This is a genomic window from Bordetella petrii (genome assembly GCF_020991325.1).
In the GTDB taxonomy this organism is placed as follows: Bacteria; Pseudomonadota; Gammaproteobacteria; order Burkholderiales; family Burkholderiaceae_B; genus Bordetella_A; species Bordetella_A petrii_E.
This window is the reverse complement of the sequence record NZ_JAJMLX010000129.1, coordinates 1-12415: the sequence shown is the minus strand read 5'-3', so window position 1 is coordinate 12415 and position 12415 is coordinate 1. Positions and strand designations below refer to the sequence as shown.

The 12415-nt window shown below is 66.4% G+C and carries 9 protein-coding genes; 2 read left to right on the top strand and 7 right to left on the bottom strand.

The window, feature by feature from the left end:
- Positions 1 to 146 precede the first annotated feature (146 nt).
- From LPZ50_RS14080 to LPZ50_RS14055, 6 genes are all read right to left on the bottom strand, one after another.
- Positions 147 to 2126, bottom strand: a complete 1980-nt coding sequence (locus tag LPZ50_RS14080; RefSeq protein WP_230662101.1) for a BCCT family transporter — start codon at positions 2124 to 2126, stop codon at positions 147 to 149.
- 148 nt (positions 2127 to 2274) lie between these two features.
- A complete protein-coding gene (locus LPZ50_RS14075) occupies positions 2275 to 3165 on the bottom strand; it encodes an NAD(P)-dependent oxidoreductase (protein ID WP_230662100.1) in 891 nt (296 codons plus the stop codon).
- Between the two features lie 85 nt (positions 3166 to 3250).
- On the bottom strand, positions 3251 to 4276 hold the full coding sequence (locus LPZ50_RS14070) for an SDR family oxidoreductase (RefSeq protein ID WP_230662099.1): 1026 nt from the start codon (positions 4274 to 4276) through the stop codon (positions 3251 to 3253).
- Positions 4277 to 4349: 73 nt separating this feature from the next.
- The gene (locus LPZ50_RS14065) at positions 4350 to 5378 is read right to left on the bottom strand and encodes a lysylphosphatidylglycerol synthase domain-containing protein (protein WP_230662098.1); all 1029 of its coding nucleotides are present in this window, start codon (positions 5376 to 5378) and stop codon (positions 4350 to 4352) included.
- On the bottom strand, positions 5371 to 6573 hold the full coding sequence (gene clsB, locus LPZ50_RS14060; protein ID WP_230662097.1) for a cardiolipin synthase ClsB: 1203 nt from the start codon (positions 6571 to 6573) through the stop codon (positions 5371 to 5373). Before clsB ends, LPZ50_RS14065 begins: the two co-directional genes overlap by 8 nt.
- Positions 6570 to 7340, bottom strand: a complete 771-nt coding sequence (locus LPZ50_RS14055) for an endonuclease/exonuclease/phosphatase family protein (RefSeq protein ID WP_230662096.1) — start codon at positions 7338 to 7340, stop codon at positions 6570 to 6572. The genes clsB and LPZ50_RS14055 overlap by 4 nt, the downstream gene beginning before the upstream one ends.
- A 281-nt stretch (positions 7341 to 7621) precedes the next feature.
- Here LPZ50_RS14055 and LPZ50_RS14050 point away from each other — a divergent pair, with 281 nt between their 5' ends.
- Positions 7622 to 10663: a PAS domain-containing protein gene (locus LPZ50_RS14050; RefSeq protein ID WP_230662095.1), complete on the top strand. Its 3042-nt coding sequence runs from the start codon at positions 7622 to 7624 to the stop codon at positions 10661 to 10663.
- Here the strand turns inward: LPZ50_RS14050 and LPZ50_RS14045 are convergent.
- A complete protein-coding gene (locus LPZ50_RS14045; RefSeq protein ID WP_230662094.1) occupies positions 10644 to 11936 on the bottom strand; it encodes a hypothetical protein in 1293 nt (430 codons plus the stop codon). The genes LPZ50_RS14050 and LPZ50_RS14045 overlap by 20 nt on opposite strands.
- On the opposite strand from LPZ50_RS14045, the gene LPZ50_RS14040 reads away from it, so the two are divergent.
- The coding region (locus LPZ50_RS14040; RefSeq protein ID WP_230662093.1) for a ferrochelatase at positions 11935 to 12415 on the top strand (481 nt) is incomplete at its 3' end. The genes LPZ50_RS14045 and LPZ50_RS14040 overlap by 2 nt on opposite strands.

The following is a 12415-nucleotide window of genomic DNA, read 5'->3' as shown; positions in this document are numbered from 1 at the left end:
CGCGCGCAGCAGGCCGGCGGCGCGGCGGGCCGCTGGCGGACGGCGTTGCAGGAAATGCGGCATCGCGGCTCCTGGAAGCGGGTTCGCGGGCGAACCCTGCATCCATGGTAGTGCCTGCGAGACCCGGTGCCAAGGCGCGGTGCGGGTCAGGCGGGCACGTTCGGCTGCAGCGAATACAGGTAGTGGCGGAAACGATCGTAGTGATTGATCAGGTCGGCCACCACCTGGTCTTTGTGGTAACCGTAGATATCGTAGCCGCGGCCGCCCTTGTTCAGGAACACTTCGGTGCGGTAGTAGCGGCGCTTCTCGCCTTCGCGGCGGGCGCCATCGCTCAGGGCGAAAGCCGGGATGGGTTGCCCCACCAGGCGCACCGCGTAGATGAAGTCTTCGGTGCCGTCGCCGTGCAGGACGGTCAGTTGGGCACCGTCATCCAGGCGTGCCACTTCGGTGGGGATCTCGCGCGCTTTCAGTTCGGTGGCCACCAGTTCGAAGGCTTCCATCACGGTCTTGTCGACGAAGTCGTTGGCCTGTGTCTTGGTGGGGTGGCTGACGATGCTGTGCAGCCGCTGGCGCAGCGACAGCCCGCCCTGCGAGGAAATGAGCGGCGCGGTGGGCAGGCTGCGGCTGAGGTTGATGAAGACTTCGTCGTTCAACCCCTTGAGAATCCCGTAGCACATGATCAGCATCACGATCGACAAGGGGAAAGCGGCGATGATGGCGGCCGATTGCACCGCTTCGAGCCCGCCCGCCAGCAGCAGGCCGGCGGCCACGCCGCCGCAGGCCAGGGCCCAGAAAATGCGCAGCCACAGCGCCGGTTCTTCGTCGCCCTTGGACGTGATCATGGATACCACCAGGGCGCCGGCATCGGATGCCGTGACGAAGTACACCGCCACCAGCAGGCCGGTGATCCATGCCAGCAGGCCCGACCAGGGCAGGTAGTCGAAAACCGTGAACAGGGCGATAGGCAGGTTGGCCGCCACTTCGCGGGAAATATCGCCCTTGGCCACGTTGATGTCCAGCCACATGGCCAGGTCGCCGAACACGGTGAACCACACGAAACTGAAGCCCGCGGGCGCGAATAGCACGCCGACCAGGAACTGGCGGATGGTGCGGCCGCGCGAGATCCGCGCGATGAACATGCCCACGAAGGGCGACCAGGATATCCACCACCCCCAGTAGAACAGCGTCCAGTCGCCCATCCATTCCGTGGGTTCATAGGCGCTGATGTGGAACGTGCGAGCCACGAAGGCGTGCAGGTACAGGCCGATATTCTCGACGAACGCCTGCAGCAGGAAACGGGTGGGGCCCAGGATGAGGATCAGCAGCATCAGCCCCACGGACACCAGGATGATGAATTCGCTAAGCCGCCGGATGCCGTTGTCCAGGCCGGTGGCCACGGTGATGGTGGCCAGCACGGTGACGATGCCGATCAGGATGAGCTGGGTGCCCAGGGTCTGGGGGATGTCCATCAGGTAGCTCATGCTGGCGTTGAGCTGCGACACGCCCAGGCCCAGCGAGGTGGCCAGGCCCGCCAGCGTGCCCACCACCGCGAAGATATCGATGAAGTCGCCGATGGGGCCATGCACGCGCTCGCCCAGGATGGGATGGAAGGCCGAGCGTATGGCCAGCGGCATGCCGCGCCGGTAGCCGAAATAGGCCATGGCCAGGCCCAGCACCGCGTAGATGGCCCAGGCGTGCACTCCCCAGTGGAAAAACGTGATCTCCATGGCGTCGCGCGCGGCCTGCGCCGAGTGCGGCTCGGCGGCAGGCGGCTGGGAAAAATGCATGATGGGCTCGGCCACCCCATAGAACACGATGCCTATGCCCATGCCGGCGCTGAACAGCATGGCCACCCAGGTTCCGTACTTGTAGTCGGGCACGGAATCATCCGGCCCGAGCTTTACGGTGCCCAGCCGGCTGACGGCCAACCCCAGCAGGAAGATGACGAATATGCCGACCGACAGCATGTAGAACCAGCCGGCCTCGTTGATGATCCAGGTATTGACGGCGTCGAAGCGGGCCGCGGCGCTTTCCGGCGCAAAGACGGCGTAGAAAATGAGGCCCAATGCAATGAGGGCGGAGCCGATGAAGGTTACCGGCGCAACCGGCGCGGTCTTGTTCTGCAAGATCTTCCCCTTTGGTTCATGGTGGACGGCAGGTTCGGAACGGCAGGCGCGGCGCGCGCGACAGTGGCGCGTACCTCCCGCGGGGCCTGGGCCAGCTTATACCTGTTCGGCCCAATGGCGCAACGCGGGCGGGAACGTTGCGCAACAATCAGCTTCTGTTTTCCGCCAGCACGGATACCAGGTGCGGTACCGTGGTCTGCGGCGGGGTGGCCTGGGCGCCTCGTTCGAACAGTTGTTCGATGGCGTCGGCGGCGCCATGCGCGGCGCCCGCCTCGCCGGCCATCGTGGTGTAGTAATTGAGGTCTTTGCGGGCGTTGGCCAGCGAGAAGCGCAGGCCGGAGTCGTCGCCCGACTCCAGGAACGGGCGCAGGCGTTCCAGCGCCACGCCGCCGCCGCCGCCCTTGGCCAGTATGTCCACCAGCACGCCGGGTTCGATGCCCGCGCGCTGTGCGCAGGCCGCCGCTTCGGCGATGACGGCGGCGCAGCCCAGCGAAACATAGTTGTGGATGAGCTTCATGCGATGGCCGGATCCCACCGGGCCGGCGTGCATGATGTTCTCGGCGTAGCAGCGCAGCAGCGGTTCGCAGCGTTCGTACAAGGCGCGGTCGCCGCCCACGATCAGGTTCAGCCGGCCTTCGGCGGCTTCCTTGGGCGTGCGTGTCATGGGCGCATCCAGGAACTGCCCGCCGGCCTGGGCCACCGCCTGCGCGATGCGTTCCGTGGAAGAGGGAATGGCGGTGGAGCAGTCGATGACCACGGTGCCGGGGCGCAGGCCCTGCAGCAGGCCGTCGGGATTGAACAGCACGTCTTCGACCTGCGGCGTGCCGGTCACGCAAAGAATGACGATATTCGCCTGGCGGGCCACTTGCGCCGCGCTGGCCACCTTGGCCGCGCCCGCGGCCAGCAGGTCGTCCACCGGCTGGTTGCCCGGATGATCCAGCAGCACCAGGGGGTAGCCGTGCTTGACGATGTTGCTGGCGATGCCATGGCCCATCAGGCCTACGCCGATCATGCCGATAGAGTCTTTCCCGGAAGTCATGAGATGCTTGCACGCTGAAGTTGAAAAGGAAACGGCCGCCGCCGCGGCGGGGCCGTAATGATCATACAAGCAAAGGGATACGGGTTCAGTGCCAGCGCCTGCCGCGCGTGGCAGTCAGCATGGTGCCGCATAGCAGCGCCGCCGCTGCGCCCGCCCACAGCAAGCCACGGCCGCCAGTGGTCAGCCGGGTATACGTGCTGGATTGGCGTGCGCGCGGAGCGTTATCGCCATGCCGCGCCGTGTCGGCGGTGGTGGGGCTGCCGGCTTCGTACAACGCATCGCTGCGATCGCCTGCCGGTTTGTCGCTGCGCTGGTGCCGGATCAGCCAGCCAGCCATGCGGTCGGCCAGGCCCGGCATGCGCTGGCCCATGGACGACACCGCCATGGACGCGCTGCCCACGAAGATATCGCGGCGCGGATGCTCCGCCGCGTACAGGATGGCCTGGGCCACCGCGTCGGCGGCATATAGCGGCGGCGGCAGCCGGGGTTCCACGTCCATGTAGTTGCGCGCGTGTTCCGTATAGCCGGTGGCGATGGAGGCCGGCTTGATCAGTGTTACCGATATGGGCGCGCCGTCGGCTTCCAGTTCCATGCGCAGTGCATCGGTGTAGCCCTTGACCGCGTGCTTGGATGCGGAATAGGCGCCCTGCAGCGGAATGGCGCGGTCCGAGACCTCGCTGCCCACGTTGATCAGGGCGCCGCCATGTTTGCGCAGGTGGGCGGCCGCGGCGGCGGACCCATACACCACGCCCCAATAATTGGTGTCGAACAGTTTGCGCTGGTCTTCGACCGGCACGTCTTCCAGGCGTCCGAAAATGGATACGCCAGCATTGTTGACCCAGGTGTCCAACTGCCCATAGTGTTCGATGGCCGCGCCCAGGATGCGGTCGTGGTCTGCCGCCACGCCCACGTCGGCCTGCACGGCCAGGGCTTCGCCGCCTTCGGCGCGTATCTGGGCCGCCACTTCGTCCAGGGCCTGCTGGTTGCGGCAGGCCAGCACTACCTTGGCGCCCTGGCTGGCCGCGCGGCGGGCCGTGGCCAGGCCGATGCCGCTGCTGGCGCCGGTGATCACCAGCACCTGGTCACGCAATTTCTTCAAATGGGGTTTCATCCTAGCCTCCTGTCGAGAAAACGGCGGAAGGCAGCAACCGGCATGCCCGCCGGCGGCGCGGCGGGTGTGTTGCTCAGGGTTGTGCCCGCGGTTGGCTTTCGGCCTTGGCGGGCGCTGTCTCGGCGGGCCGGCCCGCCGAGCCGGCTTGTTTGCCGCGCAAGCGCGCTTCCATCGTGGCGTACATCGCCAGGGCGATGGCCAGCGGCGCCAGGTAATACACCGCCCGGTAGGCCAGCAGCGTGCCCAGTACCTGCGCCTTGGACACGTCGGGCGCCAGCATGGCCACGAAAACCACCTCCAGCACGCCCACTCCGCCGGGAATGTGCACCAGGGCACCGGCGATGCTGCTGAGCAGCAGCGCGGCCAGCACCAGGGTGTACGAGACTTCGCGTTCGAACAGCAGATAGAGAATGCCGCCGATGGCCCCCCAGCACAGCATGGCCAGCACCGACTGCGTCAGTGCGATGCGCAATGAGGGCAGGGGAATGTGGCGCTTGCCCACGCGCAGGTGGCGGCGCCGCGCAAACGCGCACAAGGCCAGGTAGCTTGCGGCCACCACCAGCATGGCAGCGCCTATCAGTTGCAGCGCCAGGTTACTCAGGCCCCAGGCGGCGGGGGCCTGGTGCAAGGCGAACAGCACGCCGAACAGCCACAGGTAGCCCAGCCAGTTGGTGAAAATGCTCATGGCCAGCACTTTGGAAATGACGGATGTCCGCAGCCCCATCTTGCTGTACAGCCGGAACCGCAGGCCCACCCCGCCCACCAGCGCGCCCAGGTTCAGGTTCACGGCATAGCTGACGAACGCCACTGCCATGGTTTTGGCGGTTCCCAGGGTGTGCCTGGTGTAGGCGCGGCCTATCAGGTCGAACGAGGTGTAGGTCAGGTACGCCACCGGCACCAGGAGGGCGCTTTCAAGCAGGGCGGATGGGGGCATGTCGCGCAGCACGCGCCAGACCTCGTGCCACTTCACGTCCCGCCCCAGTTGTACCAGCAGCGCGATGGCGGCCAGCATGAACAGCCAGGTCCAGTAGCGGCGGGTACGCTTCCAGAACTTGCGTACGCGTTGCATGGATTTTTTCTGCACTGCCTGGCGCTTATTCATGGGAGGCTCCGTCGGCGCCTGGTTCGGCGGGTTCTACTCGTTCCAGACGTGGCGGGCGTGTCGGCAAGGCGGCCGCCCAGGCGGGAAAACGGTGCAGCACATGGAAAATCGCCACGCCGAACCATAGCCTGCGCAGCGCGCGCTTGACGCCTTGTTTGGGGGTGATCTGCCGGCAGTGGTTTTGGATCAGCGTTTCCAGCGAGTCCCGCAGTTCCGCGGTGAACCCGCGGTCGCGCACGACGACGTTGGCTTCCAGGTTCAAGGCCAAGCTGAGGGGATCTAGGTTGCTGGAGCCCACGGTGGCCCATTCCTCGTCCACGCAGGCGACTTTGCCGTGCAGCGGGCGCTCACAGTATTCGTAGATCAGCACCCCGGCCGACAGCAGGTAGTCATACAGGGTGCGGGCCGCCAATTGCGCGATGGGCATGTCGGGCTCGCCCTGCAGGATCAGGCGCACGCGCACACCGCGCCGGGCCGCGTTGCGCAGGTCGCGCAGCAGCCGGTAGCCGGGAAAGAAGTAGGCATTGGCGACAATGATGTCCTTTTGCGCCGTGCGGAAACCCGCCCGGTAGTAGCGTTCGATGTCGGTGCTGTGGCGGTCGTTGTCGCGCGTGACGAACAATGCCGCGCCCTGGCCGGCCCCGCCTTGCAGCGGGCCGCGGCGCGCCGGCCAGCGGCGTTTCCGGCGGCGATGCACGGCGTTATAGGCAAAGCGCCTGATGTCTTCCACGATGGGGCCCTGCAGTTCTACGGCGTAGTCCTGCTTGGCGCTGGGTCCGAATTCGGCCAGGTGGTCGACGGAATAGTTGATGCCGCCCACGAACGCCACCTGGCTGTCCACGGTGACCACCTTGCGGTGCATGCGCCGCAGGGCGTTGATGCGGAAGCCGAACACCCTGGGCTGCGGGTCATAAATATGGAAGCGCACACCGGCATCGGTCAGTCCGCCTATGAAGGTTTCGTCCAGGCAGTCCGAGCCATAGCCATCCACGGTGACGTCGATCTCGACACCGCGCCGCGCGGCGTCGATGAGCGCCTGCCGGAGTTCCTGGCCGACTTTGTCGTCGAACAAAATGAACGTTTCCAGCAGTATTTCAGTGCGCGCGGCGTGGATCGCCTGGAACACCCGCGGAAAAAAGGCTTCGCCGTTTTCCAGCAGGCGCACGGTGTTGCCCTGACGCCAGGTCGCGGTCATAGTTGCACCTCGGCGGCCAGGGGCGCGTGATCGGACAACTGCCGCCAGACGCGCGAGGCCAGCGCCACGGGCCGCGCACCTGCCACATTGCGCACATATACGCGGTCCAGCGCCAGCAGGGGCCATTGCGCGGGGAAGGTGCGGGGCTCGCTTCCCAGCGTGCTGCGGAATACGTCGCGCATCGAACAGTGGGCCAACAGCTGGCCCGCGCGCCGGCGCCAGTCGTTGAAATCGCCGGCCACCAGCACGGGCGCGGCCTGGCCTATGTCCTGCACCAGCCCGCATAGCCTGCCCAACTGCACCCGGCGATGCGATTCGCGCAACCCCAGGTGCACGCACACGGCGTGCAGGTCTTCGTCCAGTTCCGGGTGGCGCACCACGCAGTGCAGCATGCCTCGGCTTTCGTGACTTCCCACCGAAACATCATGGTTCTGGTGCTGGACGATGGGCCAGCGCGACAGCACCGCATTGCCGTGGTCGCCATCGGGGTAGACCGCGTTGCGCCCATAGGCGAAGTCGCTCCACAGGCTGTCCGCCAGGAACTCGTACTGTGACGTGGCAGGCCAGGAGGCCAGGCGGCGCGCATGGCGGTGGTGCGATCCAATCACCTCCTGGAGGAAGACGATGTCGGGCCGGGCATCGCGCAGCGCCGTACGCAGTTCATGCAGGATGAAGCGGCGATTGAAGAGCGTGAAGCCTTTATGGACATTGACTGTCAGCAGCTTGAGGGTCGCGCGGTGGCGCGGCTCTGGGGCCTGGCCTGGCATGTAGCTCTCCGTTGGGCATGGTTCCCAGTCCATGCAAGAACCATGCCCGGCGAGCGGGGCGTGCCAAGCCGACAGGCCAGAGCGTTCCTTTTTACCAACAGCAGCAAGAATTGCGCTGCGGCCAGCCTCGGGGCACCCGGGCTGGGCATGTTACGTGCTGAGCGCGCGGGAATCCCGGTTGCGGGAGTTACGTTGTATTTGTGGCGATATGGGCATACTGTGTCGCGTCTGACCATAATAACTACGACAGCAGAGGCCTGCTCGTTCGTGATGAGGGTGTGATGTTCACCAAGCAAGTGCGCAATCCCTGGACCGATACCCGTGCACGTCTGGAAGACGAGCGGGTCATGCTGCAACGCATAGCCGCGGGCGCGCCGCTGGAGAACGTGATGGCCCACGTACTGCAGGCAGTAGAACAGCAGTCGGGGGTGGACTTGATTACCTCGATCATGTTCTTCGACGAGCCGGCCGGCTGTCTACGCCACGGAGTGGCGCCCGGGCTTCCGCCAGACTTCGTCGCGGCCACCGACCGCGCCGCCGTGGGCCCTGACGTGGCATCGTGGGGGGCCGCCGCCTACCTGGGCAGCCCTGTGTACGTGGGTGACATCGGCACGCATCCCAATTGGCAGCCCTGGCGGGAACTGGCCGCCACGCATGGGCTGCGCGCCTGCTGGTCCACGCCCATCAAGGCCGCCGACGGCAGCCTACTGGGCGTGTTCTCGAACTACTACCGCGTTGAACACATGCCCGCCCCGCAGGACATCGACGCAATCGCCCTGGTGACACGTACGGCGGCGCTGGCCATTGAGCGCCATCGCACCGAGCAGGCCCTGCGCGCCAGCAGCGAGCGCTGGCGCGGCATTTTCCAGCGCATGCAGGAAGGGTTTTTCCTGTGCGAGGCCATGCGCAACAGCGAAGGGCGGGTAACGGATTTCCGGTTCGTCGAGGTCAACCCGGCGTTCGAACAGCAAAGCGGGCTGCAGGCGGGCGACACACTGGGCCATTCGCTGCGGGAAATGATTCCGGGCGTGCCCGACATGATCATGGATACGTTTGCGAACGTGGTCCAGACGGGCGAATCGGCGCAATTCGAGCTGGATGCCCCCCATCAGGGCCGCCAGGCCTGGTACGAGGCCCACGTGCACAAGGAAGGGCCGGACCGCATCACCGTGCTGGTGCTGGATATCACCGCCCGCAAACTGGCGGAGGGCGAGCTCTGGGCCGAACAGCACCGCAAGAATTTCCTGTTGTCGCTGGCGGACCAGATGCGTGAAATCCACCAACAGGCCGACATTGAACTCGCGGCCTGCGAAGCGCTGGGCCGGCACTTGAACCTGAGCGTTGCCGGCGTGCTGGAATTCAACGCCAGCGGCGCGCCGATACGGGTTTCGCCGCACTGGCGTTCAGAGCTGGCGATTGCCGATGGCGAAGCGGTGGAGCCCGACCAACTGGCCGTTGAATGCGAAACGGCCTACGAGAAAGGCCGCACCTCGTATCTGTCGCCCATGCTTGCCACGGCGCAGGGCGGCAGCCGCCCCGCGGCCATCGCCGTGCCGCTGCGCCGGTGGGGCTGGCCCAACGGCATGCTGTATGTGCGGCCGCATCGCAGCAGCCCGCTGAAGGGCCCCGACATCGCGTTCATCGAAGAGGTGGGGGAACGCATATGCGACGCGATCGAGCGTTCGCAGTACGCGCGCGTGCTGGAGCAGCGAGTCGAGTCGGCCATTGCCGAGCGCGATCGTATCTGGCGGCTGTCGCCCGAGCTGCTGGCGGTGATGAATGCGCGCGGCCGCTTCGTCAGTGTGAACCCCGCGGTGCGCGCCATATTGGGCTGGACGCCCGAACAGTTCCTGGCCATGCCCCTGGCCGAGCTGGTGCACGCCGAAGACGTGCAGCGCGTGCGCGATTGCCTGGTGCCCGGAGATTCGTCGGGCCAGGTGGTGCGGCACCTGGAATGCCGGCTGCTGAACAAGCAGGCCGGCTACAGTTGGATCACCTGGACGATTTCCTGGGCGCATGACAGCTTTTACCTGGTGGGGCGCGACGACACCGACTTCAAGGCGCAGGCAGAGCAACTGCGCCAGGCGCAGGCGGCGCTGGCCCAATCGCAGAAGATGGAGGCGGTGGGGCAGCTGACTGGCGGCATCGCGCACGATTTCAACAATATGCTGCAGGGCATCAGCGGCGCCCTGTACCTGATTCAACGCAAGCTCGATGCGGGCAAGTTCGACGAAGCCCACCGGTTCATCGGCACCGCCATGGACTCAACCGGGCGGGCCGCCCGGCTGACGCAACGGCTGCTGAGTTTTTCGCGCCGCCAGCCCCTGGACCCCAAGCCGCTTGATCCCGCCGCCACCATGGCCTCGATGGAAGACCTGTTCCGCCGCTACACCCATGAAGGCATCACGCTGACCTGCCAGGCGGAACCCGGCCTGCACATGGTGAAGTGCGATATCAACCAGTTCGAGAGCGCCTTGCTGAACCTGGTGATCAACGCCTGCGATGCCATGGAAAATGGCGGCCGGCTGGCCATCACCATGCGGAACACGCACCTGGATGCGCAGGCGCTGCAGCAGCACACAGGAGTGGAGCCGGGCGAGTTCGTCGAGGTGACCATATCCGACGAAGGCTGCGGCATGGCGCCCGAAGTACTGGCCCGCGCGTTCGAGCCTTTTTTCACCACCAAGCCGCTGGGCGAAGGCACGGGCCTGGGCCTGTCCATGATCTACGGCTTCGCCCGCCAGGCGGGCGGGCTCATCAATATGGAAAGCACGGCGGGCCAGGGCACGCTGGTGCGGCTCTGGCTGCCGCGCCATGCGGGTGTTCCTGAGGGGCAGCCGCAGGACACCGCCTGCGGCCAGGCCGAGGACGATGGCTTTCCCGACGACGCGGTCATTGTCCTGGTGGAAGATGACAACAACGTGCGCGAGATGGTGCATGAATGCCTGGTGGGGATGGGGCTGCGGGTGTTGACGGCATCGGATGGCGAAGAGGGGGCGCGCCTGCTGGCCGGCACCAGGCAGGTGGATCTGTTGCTGACCGACGTGGGCCTGCCGGGGCTGAACGGGCGGCAGTTGGCGGACATCGCGCGCGAATCGCATCCCGGCCTGAACGTGCTGTTCATGACGGGCTATGCGCAGAACGTAGTGGATGGCAGCGAGTTCCAGGGCGAGGGCCTGGAAGTCATTCTGAAGCCATTCTCCCTGGGGGAACTGATCCGCCGGGTGCGGAAGATGTTGCGGCACGCGCCCACCGTGCGCGAAGCGCGCCGTGGCGCGCAGGCCGCCATCCAGGAAGCCGCCGTCAGGCCAGCCGCACGCTGACGGGGCCGTTTTCCAACAGCCGGGCAACGTCCAGGCAGCCATGGGTGTCGGGGCGCTGTACGTCGTGGGTAAAGATGTCGCGCCAGGGCAGCCGCGCCATGCCGGCAGGCAGGCGCAAGCGGGTATCGGCCCAGAATGCGCTCGCCTGCTGCGCGGAATGGCCGGCCAGTTGCATGGCACACAACCGGGGCGCCAGGACCAGCACGTGCTGGTCTTCGTGGTTGCGCACAAAGGCCAGAACGTGCGCCGCCCGGAGGCCGTGCACGGACACGGGCAAGTAGGAACCATGGTCGAATAGCAAAGGGTGCGAGGCGCGCAGCTGCAGCAGGCGCTGCACCACGTGCTGCTTGACATGGCCGGCCGTCCATTGCGGTGCCAGGGGCCCGCCGCTCGATAAGGGCGTTATTGCGGCCGGCTGGTCCGGCGGGGCCAGCCGCGCCAGGGCCGCGTGTCTTGCAGGGTAATCCACGGATTGGCGATTATCCGGGTCGACCAGGCTGAAATCCCAGAATTCCGTACCCTGGTACAGGTCTGGCACGCCGGGCACCGTCATGCGCAGAGTGGCCTGCGCCAGGCTGTTCAGCAATCCGGCGGGCGCGATGTACATGGCGAAGGCGGCGATCTGCGGCAGCGTGGGTCCGGACGCCAGGCTTTCCAGGTAGGCTTCGCCAGCCGCTTCGTAGGCCGTATCGGGTTCTTCCCAGCTGGAATGCAGCTTGGCCTCGCGCATCGCCTTCTGCTGCCAGGCGCGCACGCGTTCCACGAATGCCGCCACGCCCGCGCCGTCGCTGGGCTGCAAGCCCAGCGGCCAGGCACCTACCAGGGTCTGCATCAGCATGCTGCGGTCGCCGGCAGTGGGCGGTTTGCCGGGCGTGCCCAGCCATTGCTGCACCTGGCGCAGCCATTCGAGCGGAATCTCGCTCAGTACGGCAAGCCGCGCGCGCACGTCTTCGCCGCGCTTGTGGTCGTGCGTGGCGGTGGCCAGCATGGCGGCGGGGAAGCGGCGCGCCCGCGCCGCGCAGGCCGCATGGAATTCCGCCGTGGGCAAGGCGAATTGCCCGGGGGCAGTGCCCACTTCATTGCGCGACAGCAAGGGGCCATGGCGATAGAACAGTGTGTCTTCCACCGCCTTGGCCGCCAGCGGCGGCGTCAGTTGCTGGAAGCGCCGCAGCGCCTGGTGCTGCAGGGGCTGGGAACTGGGTTCGGCCAGCCAGCGGTTGATCTGGTCCAGCAATTCATGGTCGGCGCGGGTCCATGCGGAGCCGGCCAACATGCGCGCCCAGCTCGCCGAAGCAGGCAAGGAAGACGGGGCGATCAAGATCGTCTTCGTCACCCACTCCATTCCGATGTCCGATGCCGAGGCCGCTGGGCCCGAAGGCATCCGGGGCGAGGGATACGAGAATCTCTACACCCGCCAGCACCAGGCGGTAGCCAACGGCATCCTGTCCCAGGTGGAAGAAGCCCAGGGACTGGAGCACAGCCTGGTCTACCAGTCCCGCTCCGGGGCACCGCATGTGCCATGGCTGGAACCGGATATCAACGACGCGCTGGAAGAAGATGCCGCAGCCGGCATCGCCGGTGTCGTGGTGGTGCCCATCGGCTTCATCTCCGATCACATGGAAGTCATGTGGGATCTGGATACCGAAGCCAAGGACACCTGCGCGGAACTGGGCCTGGCCTTTGACCGCGTCGCCACCCCGGGCACCCACCCCGGGTTCATCTCCGGCCTGGTCGACTTGGTCGAAGAACGCC

Excerpts from the sequence above, each read along its gene's own strand:
- LPZ50_RS14075 (WP_230662100.1), bottom strand. The coding sequence starts at position 3,165 with ATGACTTCCGGGAAAGACTCTATCGGCATGATCGGCGTAGGCCTGATG.
- LPZ50_RS14070 (WP_230662099.1), bottom strand. The coding sequence starts at position 4,276 with ATGAAACCCCATTTGAAGAAATTGCGTGACCAGGTGCTGGTGATCACC.
- LPZ50_RS14065 (WP_230662098.1), bottom strand. The coding sequence starts at position 5,378 with ATGAATAAGCGCCAGGCAGTGCAGAAAAAATCCATGCAACGCGTACGC.
- clsB (WP_230662097.1), bottom strand. The coding sequence starts at position 6,573 with ATGACCGCGACCTGGCGTCAGGGCAACACCGTGCGCCTGCTGGAAAAC.
- LPZ50_RS14055 (WP_230662096.1), bottom strand. The coding sequence starts at position 7,340 with ATGCCAGGCCAGGCCCCAGAGCCGCGCCACCGCGCGACCCTCAAGCTG.
- LPZ50_RS14050 (WP_230662095.1), top strand. The coding sequence starts at position 7,622 with ATGTTCACCAAGCAAGTGCGCAATCCCTGGACCGATACCCGTGCACGT.
- LPZ50_RS14045 (WP_230662094.1), bottom strand. The coding sequence starts at position 11,936 with ATGTTGGCCGGCTCCGCATGGACCCGCGCCGACCATGAATTGCTGGAC.